This window comes from Nonomuraea sp. NPDC051941 (genome assembly GCF_044593615.1).
On the sequence record NZ_JBIUCF010000018.1, the window covers coordinates 108,057 to 125,859 of the forward strand.

Sequence of the window (17,803 nt, forward strand, 5' to 3'; positions counted from 1 at the left end):
GAGCCCCTGCCATGGCGACCAACCTGCGAACGTGCGACCTGATCGACCCCCTCGGCATCGAGATCACCCGCCCGACACTCAGCTGGCAGCTGACCGGCGCCACGACGCAGACCGGTTACCACGTACGGGTCGAGCCCGACTTATGGGACACCGGCGAGGTCGAGTCGGCCGACCAGCGCCTGGTGTACGACGGGCGACCCCTGACCTCCCGGACGGCGGCGCGCTGGCGGGTGCGGATCCGCGACGGCGACGGCCGATGGTCCGGCTGGAGCCCGCCCGCCCGCTTCGAGCTGGGCCTGCTGAGCCCGGACGACTGGACGGCCTCGTGGATCACCCACCCCGACTGGCACGACGAGGGCAACCCGCGCGCGGGCGAGGGCAGGCCGCTGCCGCTGCTGAAGGGCGAGTTCGTCCTGGCCCAGCCGGTCGTCCGCGCCCGGCTTCACGTGGCGGGCCTCGGCGTCTACGTCGCCACGGTCAACGGCGGGCCGGTGACCGACGCCGTGCTGGAGCCGCCGTACACGGACTTCACCAGGCGTGTCGTGTACGCCACCCACGACGTGACCGAGCTGCTGCGCGAGGGCCGCAACACGCTCGGCGTCGAGCTGGGCCCGGGGATCGCGCACGTCTTCCCGCACCAGGACCGGTACATGAAGTTCTTCGGCTCCAAGGCCGCCCCGCGGGCCATCGCGCAGCTCGAACTGGACTACGCCGACGGCTCGTTCGGCCGGTTCGTCACGGGCCCCGACTGGCGGGCCGCCGAGGGCCCGACCGTGCGCTCCCACTGGTACGGCGGCGAGGACCACGACGCCCGCCGCACCGCCTCCGCCTGGCGACCCGCCACCGTCGTCCCCGGCACGAAGGACGTGCTCAGGTCGCGCGCCTGCCCGCCCATCAGGGTCACCGAACGGCTGCCCGCGACCGCCAGGCTCGCCGCCACCGACGGCACGCCGGTCTTCGACGTCGGCACGGTCGTCGCGGGCTGGGCCGAGCTGAGCCTGGACCTCCCGGCCGGCCGCCACCTGCGGCTCGTGCCCGGCGACCAGCTCGACGAATACGGCCGGGTCATCCAGTCGAAGCCCACCACCGGTGCGCCGATCTTCAACACGTACGTCACCAAGGACGGCCCGCAGACCTGGCACCCGAGCTTCCGCTACGACGGCTTCCGTTACGTCGAGGTCCAGGGCCTGCCCGAACACGTCGGCCCGGAGGCCGTGACCGCGCTCGTGCTCCGCGCGGACAACACTCCCACCGGCGCGTTCGAGACCTCCGACGCCCTGGTCAACGACATCCACACGATCATCGACCGCGCGGTGCGGGGCAACATGTACAGCGTCCTCACCGACTGCCCGCACCGGGAGAAGCTGGGCTGGCTGGAGCAGACCCACCTGCTGTTCGACGTCGTCGCCTACAACTACGACGTGGCCGCCTACTACCGCGAGCTGCTGGTCACCATCGCCGAGGCGCAGACCGGGGACGGGCTGGCGCCGGACATCGCGCCGGAGTTCCTGGTGTTCGACGCGCCCTTCAGGGACGACCCCAACTGGGGCGGCGCGATCGTCCGCATCCCGTGGCAGCTCTACCGCTGGTACGGCGACCCGTCGGCGATGGAGACGCACTACGACGCGATGCGCCGCTACGTCGATTACCTCACGTCGAAGGCCGAGGACGGCGTCCTCGGCCACGGGCTGGGTGACTGGATCGGACTGGACGACTCGACGCCCGTCCCGCTGGTCTCCACCTGGGGCTACTGGCGGGCCGCGGGCACGCTGGCCCGCGCCGCCGGCGTGCTGGGCCGCGACGACGACGCCAAGCGCTACCGGGCCCTGACCGAGCAGATCACCGCGGCGTTCTCCCGTACTTTCGCCGGCTCCCGCAGCCAGGCGTCGGAGATCCTGGCGCTCGACATGGGCGTGATCACGGACGAGCGGGTGCTGGACCGGATCTCCGAGGCGGTGGCGGGCGGCGGCATCACGGTCGGCGAGATCGCCCTGCCCGCCCTGTTCAGGGTGCTCGGCCGCGCGGGACGGCACGACGCCCTGTGGGCGTTCGCCACCTCGACGAGCCACCCCAGTTACGGCTACCAGGTACGGCACGGCGCCACCGCGCTCACCGAGGCGTGGGACGGGCCGACGAGGGGCCTGTCGCAGAACCACTACATGCTGGGCGCCGTCGACGCCTGGTTCTACCGCGGCCTCGGCGGCATCGGCCAGGCCCCCGGCTCGAACGGCTTCCGCAGGCTGCTGATCGAGCCTGCCGCGCCCGGCGACCTGGAGTCGGTGCGGGCGAGCACCGTGACCCCGTACGGCGGGGTCGAGGTGTCCTGGACCCGCGCGGACGGGGAGTTCACGCTCGACGTGGCGGTCCCGCCGGGCTCGTCGGCCGAGGTGCGGCTGCCCGATCTCGGGCTCGCCCGGCACGCCGTGCCGGACGCGGCGGTCAAGCTCGGGGCCCGTGCCTATGAGGTGCCGGCCGGGCGGTGGACGTTCGGGGCAGGCAGGTGATCGGCACGTACGACGCCGCCCGCGTCAGGACCCCGCACAAGGCCGGCAGGCTGCTGGTCGAGGGGTCACGGGAGCCGGGCAGGTTCGACAGCCTCTTCGTGGACTGCCCGTTCGTGTGCTCCGACGCCGGCGAGTACCTGATGACGTACGTCGGCTTCGACGGGACCGGCTACCAGACCGCGCTGAGCCGATCGGCGGACCTGGTGTCGTGGACGCCGGGGGAGGTGATCCTGCCGCGCGATTCCGCGCACCCGTACCGGGGCTACAACGCGGCGCTCACGTCGATCGTGCGCGACAACCGCCTCGACTCCCCCGGCCAGGTGACCTGGCTGGACGGCCGGGCGGTCGGCACGTACCACGCCTACCCCGAGGCGGGCATGGAGATGGGCGCGGCGGTCATCGGGTTCGTGGCCAGTGACGACCTGCGTACCTGGGCGGACGTCGGGTCGGTGCTGCGCCCGCAGGACGGCGGCGCGTGGGAGCGCGGCGGCCTGTACAAGTCGTGGCTGCTCCGCCACGACGGCCTCTACTACTGCTTCTACAACGCCAAGAACCGCACCTACGACGGCTGGCGCGAGCAGATCGGCTACGCCGTCTCCCCCGACCTCGAACGCTGGGAGCGCCCGGAGCCCGGCCCGGTCGTCCCGCACGGCGGTCCTGGCGAGTTCGACGAGCGCTTCGCCTCCGACCCGTGCGTGCTGCGCGACGGCGACTGGTGGGTGATGTTCTACTTCGGGCTCTCGTTCGACGGGCACGCGAGGGAGAGCTTCGCGGTCTCCCGCGACCTGCGCACCTGGCGCAAGAGCGGCGAGATCCTCATCGACGTGGGCCCGCCGGGCTCGGCCGACGACACGTACGCGCACAAGCCCGCGCTCGTCTCCCACGGCGGGCGGCCCCACCACTTCTACACGGCGGTACGGCGGGTCGAGCCGTACCAGGTCGGCGAGCACACGCTGGTCGAGCGGCGCGGCATCTCCCTGGCCCATGGATAGGAGCGCACCATGAAGTCCCGCAGGAGCTTCCTGGCCGTGGCGGCCGGCGCCGTGCTGGCCCCCCAGCTGGCCGGGCGCGCGGAGGCGGCCCCCGACCTGGACGGCTGGGCCAGGGTGCCGCGGATCCGGCGGCGGATCAGGCCGCCCCGCTTCCCCCGCCGCACCTTCCCCGTCACGCGCCACGGGGCGGTCGGCGACGGGACCGCGATGTGCACCGGCGCCTTCAGGCAGGCGATCGCGGCCTGCGCGGCGGCGGGCGGCGGGCGCGTGCTCGTGCCCGCGGGGACGTACCTCACGGGCGCGATCCACCTGGCCGACAATGTCGAGCTGCACCTGGAGGCGGGCGCCACGATCCGGTTCAGCCGGAACCCCGCCGACTACCTGCCGGTCGTCCACACCCGCTACGAGGGTGTCGAGCTGATGAACTACTCCCCGTTCGTCTACGCCTACGAGCGGGAGAACGTCGCGATCACCGGCAGCGGCACGATCGACGGCCAGGCCGACGCCACGCACTGGTGGGACTGGTCGGGCGACCCGCCGCCGTCCGAGCGTCCCGACAAGAACCTGCTGGCCGCCATGGCCGAGCAGGGCGTGCCGGTGGCCGAGCGGGTGTTCGGCGAGGGTCACTACCTGCGCCCCAACCTCATCCAGCTCTACCGCTGCCGCAACGTCCTGATCGAGGGCGTGACGGTCAAGGACTCCCCCATGTGGAACATCCACCCGGTCCTGTGCACCAACGTGACGATCCGCGAGGTCACCGTGGACAGCCCGAACGGCCCCAACAACGACGGCTGCGACCCCGAGTCCTGCGTGGACGTGCTCATCGAGCGGTGCGAGTTCAACACCGGTGACGACTGCGTGGCGATCAAGGCGGGCAAGAACGCCGACGGCCGCCGGGTGAACGCGCCCTCCATGAACGTCCTCGTGGACTCCTGCGTGATGCGCGACGGCAACGGCGGCGTGACGATCGGCAGCGAGACCACCGGCGGCGTGCGCTGGGTCTACGCCTGGAACTGCACGATGAGCAGCCCCCGCCTGGAGCGCGCGATCCGCGTCAAGACCAACCCCGACCGCGGCGGCTACGTCAGGGACGTCTACTTCAGGGACATCACGGTGGGGCAGGCCGCCGACGCGGTGATCGAGGTGGCCCTGAACTACGAGAACAAGGACACCGGCCCGTACTTCCCCGACGTGGGCGCCATCGACGTGCGCCGCCTGCGGGCCGGGCGGGCGCCCAGGGCGTTCAACCTGATCGGCAACCCGGGCAACCCGATCAAGGGCGTGCGGGTGACCGGCAGCGTGTTCGAGGAGATGGCCGAGGACGACGTCGTACGCGACGTGACGGGGCTCGTGCTGCGCGACGTCTGGATCAACGGCCGCCGCGTGGACTCCGGGGGATGAGACGGTTCCGCCCCTGATCAGGGCTCGACGAGGCCCGCGCGGATGGCGTAGCGGGTCAGGTCGAGGCGGTCGCGCATGCCGAGCTTCTGCAGGATGTTCGCCCGGTGCCGGTCCACGGTCTTCACGCTGATGACCAGCGTCTCCGCGATCTCCTTGGCCGAGTTGCCCTCCGCGATCAGCTTGACGATCTCCTCCTCCCGGGGCGTCAGGATGCTCTCGGGCATGCGCTCGCCCTCGCGCGAACGCTGCAGGTAGTCGCGGATGAGCGCGGTGACCGCCCCGGGATACAGGAACGGCTCGCCGCGCATCGTCGCCCGGCACGCCTCCAGCAGGTCCTGGTCGGCGACCGACTTGAGCACGTATCCCGAGGCGCCGACCTTGAGGGCCTCGAAGAAGTACTGCTCGTTGTCGTACATGGACAGGATCAGGATGCGGATGCCGGGGGCGCGGCGGGAGATCTCGCGGGCCGCCTGGAGCCCGGTCATGCGCGGCATCGCGATGTCCAGGATGGCCAGGTCCACCGCGTCCTCCGACGCGGCCGCGACGGCCTCCGCGCCGTCGGCGGCCTCGGCGACGACCTCCAGGTCGGGCTCCGCGTCGAGGATCATCTTGAGTCCCTGGCGGACCAGCGCGTGGTCGTCGGCCAGCAGGATCCTGGTCTTGGCAGTGCTCACCGCGTTGGGCTCCGATCGTTCGGGATGGTCAGGTGGACGCGGGTGCCTTCCCCCGGTGGGGAGTCGACGGTCAGGCGGGCGCCGATCAGCAGGGCTCGCTCGCGCATGCCCCGGATCCCGGCCCCGTCCTGGCGCGCGCCGCCCTGCCCGTCGTCGGTGACGCGCAGGGTCAGCCGCCCGTCGTGCGTGGCCAGTGACAGCTCGGCACGCGTGGCGCGGGCGTGCCTGGCGATGTTCGTGAGGCTCTCCTGGGCGATCCGGTACAGCACGAGCTCGACGTCCGCGCCCAGCTCGGGCAGGTCGTGCTGGACGGCGCGGGTCACCTGGACCCCGCTCATCTGCGAGACGTCGCTGCACAGGGCGCTCAGGGCGGCGTGCAGCCCGAGGTCCTCCAGCACGCCGGGCCGCAGCCGGCGGGCGACCTGCCGGACCTCGTCGAGGCTGGCGCGTACGGTCTCCTGCACGCCGTGCAGGTCCTCGCGCAGGTCGTCGGGCGCGCGGTCGACCACCCGCTTCAGGCCGAGGAGCACCACGGTCAGGCTCTGGCCGATCTCGTCGTGCAGCTCGCGGGCGATGCGCCGCCGCTCGCCCTCCTGGGCGGCCAGGGCGTGGCCGCTGCTGGCGCTGCGCTCGGCCTCCAGGCGGTCGAGCATCGCGTTGAACGTGGCGATCACGTGGGTGAGGTCGCTGTTGCCGCCGTCGGTCAGCCGCTCACCGGTACGCAGCAGGTCCACGCGCTGCATGAGCGTGGTCAGCGCGTCCAGCGGGGCCAGGCTGCGGCGCAGGAGCAGCGCGTTGGCGGCCAGCATCAGCGCCAGGCCCACGATCAGCACCGGCACCTCGGCCAGCACGAGAGGCGCGGACACGGTGGCCGGTGAGATCGCGAGGACGAGCGTGGCCACCGCGAACACCAGCCCGTTGATCATGAACAGCCGCCGGAACAGCGCCTGTGCCGGGCTCCCGGTCGTCCTCTTCGCCCCGTCGGTCATTTCACCAGCCTCTTTGTCTCCCGGTCCGGTTGTCGATCCGGCCTGACCCCCATCCTGCGGGACGTCCCTACATGCTCCAGCCCTCCCGGTATGGGTGCTGGACCCGATGGTGCCGGGCCCGCCCGGGCCACGAGACTGGGACGGAGCCGCCGCCCGCGAAGGATGTCCTCGAAGCGGCGCGCGCGACGAGACGATCATCCTGGAGCGGCGGCTCACCAAGCCCGAACCCGTTCCGACCCCGGAGGTCGATAGTCGTGTGCCGCCAATCCCGCCTTGTATCGTCATGCCCCGCCGCCCGGTCCGGGCCGCCGGGGCTTGACGGATGAGCGCATACGTAGCCCTCGCGATCTTCCTGGTCGCGTTCTTCTTCATCGCCACCGAGAAGGCCGACAAGGTCAAGGTGGTGCTCATCGCCGCCGGACTGATGGCCGTCCTGGGCCTGGTCCCCGGCGCGGAGGTGTTCTTCTCCGAGCACGAAGGCATCGACTGGAACGTCATCTTCCTGCTCTTCGGCATGATGATCATCGTGGGGATCATCAAGCAGACGGGGGTCTTCGACTACCTCGCCATCTGGGCCGCCAAGCGGTCGCAGGGCAGGCCGTACCGGCTGATGGTCATGCTGATGGCGATCACCGCCATCGCCTCGCCCTTCCTCGACAACGTCACCACGATCATGCTGGTCGCGCCGGTCACCGTGATGGTGTGCGACCGGCTGCGCATCCCCGCCCAGCCGTACCTCATCGCGGAGGTGCTGGCCTCCAACATCGGCGGCGCCGCGACCCTCATCGGCGACCCGCCCAACATCATCATCGGCAGCCGGGCGGGGTTGACGTTCAACGACTTCCTCGTCCACATGGCGCCGATCGTGGTGGTCGTCTTCGCCGTGTTCGTGCTGCTCACGCGGGTGCTTTTCCGCGGGTCGTTCCACTATGACGCCGGGCACGCCGCGGCGGTGATGGCGCTGGACGAGCGGCGGGCCATCACCGACCCGCGGCTGCTGGCCCGCTGCCTGGTGGTGCTGGGCCTGGTGATCGCCGGGTTCGCGCTGCACGCGGTGGCTCACGTCGACCCGTCGATCGTGGCCCTCGTGGGGGCCGGGGTGATGCTGATGGTCTCGCGCACGGACGTCCACGAGGTGCTGCGCGAGGTCGAGTGGTCCACGCTGGTCTTCTTCATGGGCCTGTTCGTCATGGTCGCGGGCCTGGTCCACACAGGTGTCATCGGGGCGATCGGCACGTGGGCCCTGGGCGCGCTGGGCGACGACTACTTCGTCGCCGCGACGGCGCTGCTGTTCGGCTCGGGCGTGCTGGGCGCGTTCTTCGACAACATCCCGTACGTCGCCACGACCGCCCCGATCGTGGAGGGCGTGGTCGCGCAGATCCCCGACCCGAGCACCGGGCAGGCGCTGTGGTGGGCGTTCGCGCTGGGCGCGGACTTCGGCGGCAACGGCACGGCGGTGGCGGCCAGCGCGAACGTGGTGGCCCTCGGCATCGCGGCGCGTTCCGGACACAAGATCACCTTCTGGCAGTTCACTCGGTACGGCATCGTCGTGACCGTCATCAGCACGCTGATGGCCTGGGCGTACGTCTGGCTGCGCTACTTCGCCTGACCGGGGAGATCAGGGGAAAGTCAGGGGCGATCACCGATGAGCGCCCCTGACCCGAGGAGGCATCGTGGGCCTCATGAACCGCCTCACCCAGATCTCCTTCACCGCGGCCCCCGCCGCGCTGCTCGCCGGCAGTCTCCTCACGCGCCTCCCCGGCGCCGATGCCGTCGGCGGGCCGTGGTGGGCGGCCGCGCACGCGGTCCTGCTGGCCGGGTTCCTGATGTTCGGCGTCATGCTCCTGGGGCTGCGCCGCATGGCCGGGCCCGTGACGGGCGGGTGGCGGGCGGCGGCGGACGCCGCCACGGCGGTGGCGCTGCTCAGCACGGCCGCCAACGTCGTCGGTCTCGCCGTCGACCTCTACAACAGGTTCGAGAGCCCGCGCGTCGCGGCGTGGGAGCCGTTCGTCTACGGGGCCGCCTTCGCCGCCCTGGTCGCGCTGGCGTCCGTGCTCGCGGCGCTGCGGCGGGTCACGGTGCTGAGCGCGGCCGTCACGGCCACGGGCGTGGCGGTGCTGATCGGGGCATTGCTCGAACCGGCCCTGACGCCGGTCGGCATGGCGCTCATCTGGCTCGGCACGCTGCTGCTGAGCAGGGGCCCGGCCGAACCGGCGGGGCAGATCGGCTACCGGCTCCACTGAGCGATCGCCCGGGCTTCAAGTGGGTACGTCCATGAAGGTCCCGACTCCCGGCTTTCATGAAGGAGTGGTTCCCCATGCTCTATGTCTTCGGCTTCGAACGGATCGGCGTCGCGGTGAGCGACATCTACTTCGTCGACCCCGACCCGATCAGGGGACAGGAGGGCGCCGAGCGCGGCGTACGCCTGGAGCTGCGGAAGCTGCATCCCGGCGAGCTGAACGGGTCGATCTACTCGGCCCGGCCCATCACCGTCGAACGCCCCCTGTGGCGGGTGGACCTGCTGGAGTCGGTCAACAGCACGCCCGGCAGCTTCGACCGCACCCACCATCACCCCGGCATCGACGGGTGGGAACCGGGGAGGCGGGTGTTCGACAAGGAGCTCTCCGGCGAACCGCTGAAGTGGCTGAGTGGACGGCTGGCCGACCTGGAGGGCGTGCTCGACGAGGTCGGGGTGGACCGCGGCGAGGTGAGCCCGGCGGACGTGGCCGGCCTGCGGGAGCGTGCCGAGGAGATCGTCGAGACCGTCGCCCGCCTGCTCGACGGCGTCCACTCCGGCGCCCTCGCGACCCCGCCGGACGACGCGTCGGCCACCGGTGTCCGCGCCAGCTGGTTGTGACTCCTAGGGGGCCAGGCCGGCCGCGATGCCGTCCAGGACGAGGCCGAGCTTGCGGTTGAACCACACGGAGGCCGGCTCCGACAGCGCCCGCCGCATGGCGGGCGCCACCTCCGGGCCGACCGCCTCGGCCCAGGCGTCGGCCGAGCTGTCGCGGACCTTGGCCGTGCCGGCGGAGCTGCCCGCGGGCGCGTCCAGTTGCTGGCCCCTGCCGAAGACGTCGATCGCCAGGTCGAAGACGGTGTCGACGGCGAGGAACGCGTCCTCCACCGCGAAGCCGTAGCCGATCAGGCGCTGGACGGCCGCGCCAAAGCGGTGCATCACCTCGTCGGGGAAGCGCTTGAGCTTGAGGAATTCCTTGATCAGGCCGGGATGCGCCTCCAGCAGCGCCCACAGCGCCCCGGCCTGCGCCTCCAGGTCCGAGCGCCACTCGCCGGTCGGCTCCGGCCAGTCCGCCTTGCCGATCGCACGGTTGATGGCCACGATGACCAGCTCCTCGCGGTCGGCCACGTGGCGGTAGAGGGCCGAGTGGGCAACCCGGAGGCGGTCGGCCACGGTGGCCAGGGTCAGGTTGTCGAACCCGACGGCCAGCGCGGCGTCGGCGATGTCGGGCCGGGTGATGCGCGGCGGGCGGCCCCGCGGGCGGCCCAGCACGCGCCACTCCCGCGCCGTCGTCTCCTCACCCATCGAGCCCCCTACTGCCGTCGATCACGTCGCGCCGGCCGTCCACCGGTCAGGCGCGTACGAGGCGCCAGCCGCGGGCCCGCGCGCGTTCTTCCCAGAACGCAGCGTACCGGCCACCCGCGTCCAGCAACTCCTGGTGGGTGCCGCGCTCGGCGATCACGCCGCCCTCCAGCATGACGATCTGGTCGGCGGCGGCGATCGTGGTCAGCCGGTGCGCGATCACCAGCAGCGTCCGGTCGCGGGCGAGCGTGGCCAGCGCGTCCATCAGAGCGGACTCGTTCTCCGGGTCCAGCGCGGCGGTGGCCTCGTCCAGCAGCACGATCGGCGCGTCCTTGAGGATCGCGCGGGCGATGGACACCCGCTGGCGCTCGCCGCCGGAGAGGGTCGCCCCGGCCTCGCCGACCCTCGCCTGCCAGCCGCCGGGCAGCCGCGCGGCGATCTCCTCGACGCGCGCCAGCCGGCCCGCCTCGCGGACCTCCTCGTCCGTGGCGTCCGGCCGCCCCAGCCGGATGTTGTCCTCCAGCGTGCCCTCGAACAGGTACACGTCCTGGAACACGATCGACAGCTGGGCCATCAGGTCCTCGGGCGGGTAGTCGCGCACGTCGTTCCCGCAGACCCGGACCGACCCGGCGGAGGCGTCCCAGAAGCGGGCGATGAGACGGGTGAGCGTGGTCTTGCCGGACCCGGAGGGCCCGACCAGCGCGGTCACCGTGCGGGGCGCGACGGTGAAGCTCACGTCCCGCAGCAGCGGCCGCTCGTCGTAGGCGAAGCTCACCCCGTCCAGCTCGATCGACGGCTCACCGGCCCGCGCCGTCCCGCCGGACGGCAGCGGCGGCGTGGTCAGGACGTCGCGGATGCGCCGCAGCGCGCCGCGTGCCATGCGCAGCTCGCCGCCCACGTCGGCGGCGGCGAGCAGCGGTTCGGTGAACCGCACGGCCAGGACCAGCACCCCGACCAGCTCCGGCACGTCCACCACGCCGCCGAGCGCCAGCGAGCAGCCCACCAGCAGGATCGCGGTGAAGGCGAGCTGCACGGTCAGCGCGACCGTTCCGAGGCCGGGCAGCGTGGTCCGCAGCAGGCCCCGCAGCGCCGACCGCTGCCGCACCAGCGCGTCGTCGAGCAGGTCGTAGCCGTCCGCCGTGCGCCCGAACGCCCGCAGGGACGCCTGCTGCCGGGCGAACTCCACCACGCGGTCGGCCCCCTCGGCCCCCGCGTCGTCCATCGCGGTGTCGCTGCGCTGCACCAGGGTCTGCGTCCAGCGGAACGCCAGCCACAGGAACGGCGCCGTGACCAGGGCCGCCAGCCCCAGCCGCCAGTCGAACACGAACATGCACACCAGCACGGTCGCCGGCGCGGTCACCGAGGTCACCACGACCTGGAGCAGGTGGGCGGGCACGCTCATCACGTCCATGACGCCCTTGCCCGCGAGCTGCCCGAGCCGGCCCACCCGGTCGGCGCTGAACCAGCCGACCGGCAGCCCGGCCACGTGGTCGCCCATCCGGTGGTAGAGCGTGCGCAGGGCGGCCAGGCCGACCGCGTAGCCGTACTGCGACTGCTGGTAGGAGGCGACGGCGGTGGCCGCGACCACGGCGGCGAAGGCCGCGAGCCACGGTCCGGCCGCCTCGCCGGACAGCAGCGCGCGCAGCACCGGCACGAGCATCGCGAACGACGCGCCCTGCAGCACGCCGTACACGATCATCGCGAGCAGGCTGCGGCGCAGGCGCGCCCCGTGCTCGGGGCCGAGTACGGCGCCCAGTTCTCCGATCATGCCCGGGTCCAATCCCGATCGTCGTCGCGTACGTGGGCCGCCCACAGCCGGGTGTAGAGCCCGCCGGCCGCGCGGAGCTCGTCATGGGTGCCGCGCTCGACGATCCGGCCGCCGTCGAGCACCGCGATCTGGTCGGCGCCGGTGATCGTGCCCAGCCGGTGGGCGATGACCAGCAGCGTGCGCCCGGCCACCAGCGTGGACAGCGCGTCCTGGATGGCCGACTCCGACTCCGGGTCGGCGAACGCGGTGGCCTCGTCCAGCACCAGGATCGGCGCGTCGGCCAGCAGGGCGCGGGCGATCGACACGCGCTGCGCCTCGCCGCCCGACAGGTGGGCGTCCTCCCCGATCACCGAGTCGTAGCCGCGCGGCAGCTCCGTTATCCGGTCGTGGATCTGGGCCGCGCGGGCCATCCGCTCGACCTCCTCGCGCCCCGCATCGGGGCGGCCGAGCGCGATGTTGTCCGCGACGGACGCGCGCAGGAGCTGCACGTCCTGGAGGACGAAGCCGACGTGGTGGTACAGCTCGGCGGAGCCGATGTCGCGCACGTCCACGCCGCCCACCGTCACCTGGCCCGAGCCGGGGTCGTAGAAGCGGGGCAGCAGCTTGGCCAGCGTGGACTTGCCCGAGCCCGACGGCCCGACCAGCGCGGTCACGGTGCCGGGCGCCAGCGTCAGGTCCACCCCGCGCAGCACCGGCGTGCTCCCGTCGTACGAGAACGACACGTCGTGGAACTCCACCCGGCGGCCCTGCGGGCGGGTCGGCTCGGCGGGCTCGGGCAGCGGCGGCGTCGCCAGCAGCGCGGCCACCCGCCCGGCCGACTCGGCCGCGCGCCGCAGCCGCATCGAGCCCATGTCCAGGGTGAGGAACGGCGCCGTCAGCGCCACCCCGACCAGCACGAACGGCAGCACGTCCACCGGCGCCAGCCAGCCGTTCGCGGCGAACACGACGCCTCCCGCGGTGGCCACGAGCAGCATGGTCGGGGGCGAGATGAGCGCGTTCGAGACGCCGCTGAGCCTGAGCATGGGCCGCACCCAGGCGCCGAAGAACTCGGCGAAGTCGTCGGCGGCCTCGGCGAAGCGCCGGTAGGAGCGTCTGGCCTGCCCGAACGTCTTGATCACCGCGATCCCCTGCACGAACTCGACCACGGCCGCGCTGATCCTGGTGTTCGCCTCGCTCCAGCGCCGCATCTGCTCGTCGTAGCCGCGCATCATGACCGCGAACGCGACGGCGAACAGCGGCACGGGGATGAGCACGACGAGCGTGAGCCGCCAGTCGACGTACAGCAGGTAGGCGAGCGCGGCCAGCGGGGTCACCACGGCGGCGAGCAGGTCGAGCAGGGCATGCGCGACGAGGTGGTGCATCTCGCGCACGTCGTCCTGCAGGACCTTCTTGACCTGGCCCGAGTTGCGCTCGCCGAACCAGCCCAGCGGCACCCGCGACAGGTGCGCGGCCATCCGGCGGCGCAGGTGGAGCTGCAGGTCGGCGTCCGCGAAGTGGGTGATCGCCCCGGCCAGGCCGAACGACGTGAACCTGACCAGCAGCCCGGCCACCGCGATCCCGGCGATCAGCCAGACCCGGCCGGCCTCGGGGTCCGGGCTCAGCAGCACCCGGGCCAGCTCGGCCACGCACACGAACGGCACGAGCGCCGAGACGGCGTACACCACCTGGAGCACGGCGGCGGCGACCAGCCTCGGGCGGATGGGGGCGAGCAGCGCCAGTAATGCGGCGCGGTCGGGAGCGGGCCCGCCGTCCTCGGGCGGGGACGCCACGGGGGCCGCCGGTTCGGCGGTGATCGTCATGTGTGAGCCTCCGCGCTTCGAGGGTTTCCGCCTGGAACCGATTTTGTTACAGGCATTCTCGAATAGGCAAGGCTCACATAACTAAGGCCTCGGCGGACTGGGGGGCGTAGGGGTGGCCGGGCGGCGGTGCAGCAGGCCGAAGCGCGTCCACATGGCCTCCGCCGCCTCGATCGAGGTGCCCGTACGGGCCGGGTCCACGGCGGCGAGCTGGGTGACCAGGGCCTGGGCGACCGCCATGCCCGCCGTCAGCGACGGGAAGAACGCCTCCCCCTCCGCGGGCACCATGACCACCTCCTCGGCCGCCTCGGCCAGCGCGGGACTGGCCGCGTCCGTGAGGGCGAACACCCGCACCCCGCGCGAGCGGGCCACGTTCGCGGCCAGGACCGTGCTCTCGTACAGGCGCCAGAAGCTGATCGCCACCAGCACGTCCCCCACGCCGAGCGCGGCCACCGCGTTGGCCAGCTCCGCGTCGCCGTTGGTCACGGCCGTGACGGGATAGCCCGCCAGGCGGGCGTTGTGGGCCAGGGCCAGCCCGACGGCTGCGTAGCTGCCGTCGGCGACGATCACGGTACGGCCCGCCGCGGCGACGGCCTCGGCGATCGTGAGCAGGACGCCCTCGTCGAGGCGGCGGTTCAGCAGCGCGAGGCTGTCCAGGTCGCGCCGGAGCGAGCGGGAGCTGGGCGAGCCGGTGCCACGGTGCTCGGCGGCCACCTGGCCGGCGCTCAGCGAGGACAGGTAGCGCGCCCGCAGCTCCTGCTGGAGCGCCGGCCACCCGGCGAACCCGAGCGCCTGCGCCGTACGCGTCACGGTCGCCACGTTCACCCCCGTGACCTGCGCCAGCTCGGCCGCGGACTCGAACGACGCCCGCCGCGGCTGGGAGAGCAGGATCTCCAGCACCGCGGCCGCCTTGCCGCGCAGCCCGCGCGGGGGCACCCGGGTCCGCAACCACTCCTCGAAGCTGTCCGCGGCCTGCTCTGTCACCGTGTCCCTCTCCACTGCCATTCTGCAAAGACCATTGCATTTCGGATATTTCGCACTATATGTTGCTGCGCAATCAACCTGAAGGGGCCATGACCTCGGGAAGGTGTTGTTCAATGACCCTGTTGGCCCGTCTGGACCGGCTCCCTCTGAGCCGCCCTCACTACCTGCTCCTCCTCATCGGCGGCCTCGGCTACACCTTCGACGGCATGGACTCGGCCGTCGTGGCATTCTTGCTCCCCAGCGCGCAGGACGCCTGGGGCCTGTCCAACGGCCAGCTCGGCCTCATCGGGTCCGCGACGCCGTTCGGGTTCCTGTTCGGCGCGACCGTCGCGGGCCTGCTCGGCGACCGTATCGGCCGCAAGAAGGTCATGATGTACGCGCTCGCCTTCTACGCCGCCTTCTCCGTGGTCGCCGCGTTCGCCCCGAATTATGAGGTCTTCCTGGGCTCCCGGGTGCTGGCCGGGGCCGGCGCGGGCGCGGAGAGCGCGATCATCGCACCGTTCCTGTCGGAGTTCGTGCCGGCGAAGCGGCGCGGATGGTTCATCGGCGCGCTGGCCGGGTTCTTCTCGTTCGGGTTCGTGATGGCGGCGCTGATCGGCCGCTTCGTGGTGCCGACGATGGACGACGGCTGGCGGATCGCGCAGGTGATCACCGCGCTGCCGATCGTCATGCTGCTGTGGTGGCGCCGCTCGCTGCCGGAATCACCGCGCTTCCTGCTGCAGAACGGCCGCGTGGACGAGGCCGAGGCGGTGGTCGCCGACCTCGAACGCCGCGTCGAGCGGGCCACCGGACAGCCGCTCCCTCCGGTGCCCGAGTCGGCCGCCCAGCCGGCCACCACCAACACGGCCACCAAGACGGCCGGGGTCAACCTGCTCAGCGCGCTCCGGTTCCTGTGGAGCCCGGTCATGGCCAGGCGGACGGCTGTGACGTGGCTGATCTGGTTCGTGATCACGTTCTCGTACTACGGGTTCTTCTCGTGGATCCCCACCCTGCTCGTGCAGCGCGGCATCACGGTGACCAAGAGCTTCGAGTTCTCGATCATCATCTACCTGGCGCAGGTCCCCGGCTACTTCTCCGCGGCCTGGCTGTCGGAGCGGCTCGACCGCAAGAACACCATCGCGATCTACCTGTCCGGCTCGGCGGTCAGCGCGTTCTGGCTGTCGCAGATGGACACGCCCGCCACGATCACGCTCGCGGGCGCGGTGCTGTCGTTCTTCCTGAACGGCACGTACGCGGGCGTCTACTCGTACACGCCCGAGGTCTTCCCCACCTGGATCCGCGCCACCGGAACGGGCCTGTCGAGCGCGTTCGGGCGGGTCGGCAGCATCCTGGCCCCGACGATCATCGGGCTGTCGGCGGCGAGCCTCGGCTTCGGCGGCGTGTTCGGCCTGACGACGGCGGTGCTGGTGGTCGGGGTGGTGTGCGTGGTCGTGTTCGGCCTGGCCACGGCCGGGAGATCACTTGAGGAGCTGACGGAACCCGCCAAGGAGGCGAGCAAATGACCGGATTGAGCGAGCTTGAAGAGACCGTGCGGCGGGAGGTGGGAGTGCGGCTGTTCACGGTCCTGGCCTGGGTGCCGGAACGGCGTGCGCTGCGCCGCGTCCACACCAGCCATCCCGAGCAGTATCCGGTGGGCGGGGAGAAGACCGTGGAGGTCGCCCAGGGCTGGCTGGCGCGGTGCATCGAGGGCCGGGAGCCGTACTTCGGCAAGGACCGGGCCGCGGTACGGGAGATCTTCGCCGACCACGAGCTGATCGAGAGCCTGGGCTGCGGGACGATCATCAACGTCCCGGTGGTCGACCAGGGGGAGGTGCTCGGTGTGCTGAACATCCTCGACGCCGAGGGAAGCTACGACGAGGAGTCGGTGGCCGTGGCGCGCTCGCTCGCGCCGCTCGCCGTCCCGGCGCTTCGGTCGTCGGCAGCGCGCGGAGGTGCCGCATGAGCCTGCTGCTGCGTAACGCTCTGATCCTGGACGTGACGAGCGGCGAGTACGCCGAGGGCGACCTGCGCTGCGCGGACGGCCGGGTCGCCGAGACGGGACCCCGGCTGAGCGCGCCGGACGGCACGCGGGTGATCGACCTCGCCGGTGCGCACGTGGTGCCGGGGCTGATCGACGCGCACGTGCACGTCACCGCCTCCACCGCGAACCTCGGCACGCTCGGCTCCATGTCCCCCTCCTACGTCGCCGCGCACAGCGCCCAGATCATGGGCGGGATGCTCGACCGGGGCTTCACCACGGTGCGCGACGCGTCCGGCGCCGACTTCGGGCTGGCCGACGCGCAGGCGGAGGGGCTGATCCGGGGACCACGGCTGCTGTTCTGCGGCAAGGGGCTGAGCCAGACCGGCGGCCACGCCGACTTCCGCGGCCGGGGCGAGCACCAGCAGGACGACCACCCCTGCTGCGCCGGCGTCGGCCGCGTGGCCGACGGGGTCGACGCCGTCCGCGTCGCCGCCCGCGACGAGCTGCGCAAGGGCGCGCACCACATCAAGGTCATGGCCTCCGGCGGCGTGGCCTCCCCGACCGACCGCATCGACTCGACCCAGTACTCCATGGACGAACTGCGCGCGGTCGTCGAGGAGGCCGAGGCGGCCAACCGGTACGTCGCCGCGCACGCCTACACCGCCCGGGCCGTCAACCGGGCGCTCGAGGCCGGGGTGCGCTCGATCGAGCACGGGAACCTGATCGACGACACGAGCGTGGAGCTGTTCCGGCGGCACGACGCGTTCCTGGTGCCGACGCTGGTGACGTACTGGGCGCTCAAGGAGGAAGGGCTCACGTTCGGGCTACCCGAGCGGAGCTGGCGCAAGGTGGACGAGGTGCTCGAGGCCGGGCTGGTCGCGCTGGAGCGGGCCGCGCGGGGCGGGGTGCGGCTGGCGTACGGGACCGACCTGCTCGGCGGCATGCACCGGCACCAGAACCACGAGTTCCGGCTGCGGCGGGAGGTGCAGCAGCCGATCGACGTGCTGCGGGCCGCGACGACCGGGGCTGCGGAGCTGGTCGGTATGGCGGGCGAGGTCGGCACGCTGGCCGTGGGGGCGCACGCGGACCTGCTCGTGCTCGACGGCGATCCGCTGGCCGACATCGGCGTCCTCGCGGACCCCGCCCACTTCAGGCACGTCGTCCAGGCGGGCCGCGTCGTCTCCGGCTGAGTCGGGG

15 protein-coding genes are annotated in these 17,803 nt (G+C 72.3%); 9 read left to right on the forward strand and 6 right to left on the reverse strand.

The annotated features are described in order from the left end of the window. Positions 1-11 precede the first annotated feature (11 nt). From ACIHFD_RS28955 to ACIHFD_RS28965, 3 genes are read left to right on the forward strand one after another with little or no spacing between them, the layout of a single operon-like run. A complete protein-coding gene (locus ACIHFD_RS28955; RefSeq protein WP_397369540.1) occupies positions 12-2,504 on the forward strand; it encodes a family 78 glycoside hydrolase catalytic domain in 2,493 nt (830 codons plus the stop codon). Beyond that, complete coding sequence (locus ACIHFD_RS28960; RefSeq protein ID WP_397369541.1) at positions 2,480-3,496, forward strand: hypothetical protein; 1,017 nt, start codon at positions 2,480-2,482, stop codon at positions 3,494-3,496. The genes ACIHFD_RS28955 and ACIHFD_RS28960 overlap by 25 nt, the downstream gene beginning before the upstream one ends. Before the next feature lie 9 nt (positions 3,497-3,505). Then, positions 3,506-4,897 (forward strand): glycoside hydrolase family 28 protein, encoded by a 1,392-nt coding sequence (locus ACIHFD_RS28965; protein ID WP_397369542.1) that lies wholly within the window; start codon positions 3,506-3,508, stop codon positions 4,895-4,897. 17 nt (positions 4,898-4,914) lie between these two features. Here the strand turns inward: ACIHFD_RS28965 and ACIHFD_RS28970 are convergent, their stop codons facing one another. Then, positions 4,915-5,571 (reverse strand): response regulator, encoded by a 657-nt coding sequence (locus ACIHFD_RS28970; protein ID WP_397369543.1) that lies wholly within the window; start codon positions 5,569-5,571, stop codon positions 4,915-4,917. Beyond that, the gene (locus ACIHFD_RS28975; protein WP_397369544.1) at positions 5,568-6,560 is read right to left on the reverse strand and encodes a histidine kinase; all 993 of its coding nucleotides are present in this window, start codon (positions 6,558-6,560) and stop codon (positions 5,568-5,570) included. The genes ACIHFD_RS28970 and ACIHFD_RS28975 overlap by 4 nt, the downstream gene beginning before the upstream one ends. A 322-nt stretch (positions 6,561-6,882) precedes the next feature. On the opposite strand from ACIHFD_RS28975, the gene ACIHFD_RS28980 reads away from it, so the two are divergent. From ACIHFD_RS28980 to ACIHFD_RS28990, 3 genes are all read left to right on the forward strand, one after another. Beyond that, positions 6,883-8,169 (forward strand): SLC13 family permease, encoded by a 1,287-nt coding sequence (locus tag ACIHFD_RS28980; protein ID WP_397369545.1) that lies wholly within the window; start codon positions 6,883-6,885, stop codon positions 8,167-8,169. A gap of 73 nt (positions 8,170-8,242) precedes the next feature. Further along, the gene (locus tag ACIHFD_RS28985) at positions 8,243-8,803 is read left to right on the forward strand and encodes a hypothetical protein (protein ID WP_355201123.1); all 561 of its coding nucleotides are present in this window, start codon (positions 8,243-8,245) and stop codon (positions 8,801-8,803) included. A 74-nt stretch (positions 8,804-8,877) separates the two neighbouring features. Beyond that, complete coding sequence (locus ACIHFD_RS28990; protein ID WP_397369547.1) at positions 8,878-9,417, forward strand: hypothetical protein; 540 nt, start codon at positions 8,878-8,880, stop codon at positions 9,415-9,417. A gap of 3 nt (positions 9,418-9,420) precedes the next feature. Here the strand turns inward: ACIHFD_RS28990 and ACIHFD_RS28995 are convergent, their stop codons facing one another. The 4 genes from ACIHFD_RS28995 to ACIHFD_RS29010 form a co-directional block, all read right to left on the reverse strand. Continuing rightward, positions 9,421-10,101, reverse strand: a complete 681-nt coding sequence (locus tag ACIHFD_RS28995; RefSeq protein ID WP_397369548.1) for a TetR/AcrR family transcriptional regulator — start codon at positions 10,099-10,101, stop codon at positions 9,421-9,423. A 46-nt stretch (positions 10,102-10,147) separates the two neighbouring features. Then, positions 10,148-11,866 carry an ABC transporter ATP-binding protein gene (locus ACIHFD_RS29000; protein WP_397369549.1) on the reverse strand — a complete coding sequence of 573 codons (1,719 nt, stop codon included), beginning with the start codon at positions 11,864-11,866 and terminating at the stop codon, positions 10,148-10,150. Continuing rightward, positions 11,863-13,665 (reverse strand): ABC transporter ATP-binding protein, encoded by a 1,803-nt coding sequence (locus ACIHFD_RS29005; RefSeq protein ID WP_397369550.1) that lies wholly within the window; start codon positions 13,663-13,665, stop codon positions 11,863-11,865. The genes ACIHFD_RS29000 and ACIHFD_RS29005 overlap by 4 nt, the downstream gene beginning before the upstream one ends. A gap of 81 nt (positions 13,666-13,746) precedes the next feature. Continuing rightward, the gene (locus tag ACIHFD_RS29010; protein WP_397369551.1) at positions 13,747-14,646 is read right to left on the reverse strand and encodes a MurR/RpiR family transcriptional regulator; all 900 of its coding nucleotides are present in this window, start codon (positions 14,644-14,646) and stop codon (positions 13,747-13,749) included. A 113-nt stretch (positions 14,647-14,759) separates the two neighbouring features. Between ACIHFD_RS29010 and ACIHFD_RS29015 the strand changes: the two genes are divergently transcribed. The 3 genes from ACIHFD_RS29015 to ACIHFD_RS29025 are packed head-to-tail and all read left to right on the forward strand — an operon-like array spanning position 14,760 to position 17,796. Continuing rightward, positions 14,760-16,148 (forward strand): MFS transporter, encoded by a 1,389-nt coding sequence (locus tag ACIHFD_RS29015; protein ID WP_397369552.1) that lies wholly within the window; start codon positions 14,760-14,762, stop codon positions 16,146-16,148. Continuing rightward, positions 16,145-16,588, forward strand: a complete 444-nt coding sequence (locus ACIHFD_RS29020) for a GAF domain-containing protein (protein WP_350733885.1) — start codon at positions 16,145-16,147, stop codon at positions 16,586-16,588. The genes ACIHFD_RS29015 and ACIHFD_RS29020 overlap by 4 nt, the downstream gene beginning before the upstream one ends. Then, positions 16,585-17,796: an amidohydrolase family protein gene (locus ACIHFD_RS29025; protein WP_397369553.1), complete on the forward strand. Its 1,212-nt coding sequence runs from the start codon at positions 16,585-16,587 to the stop codon at positions 17,794-17,796. The genes ACIHFD_RS29020 and ACIHFD_RS29025 overlap by 4 nt, the downstream gene beginning before the upstream one ends. Positions 17,797-17,803: the final 7 nt, after the last annotated feature.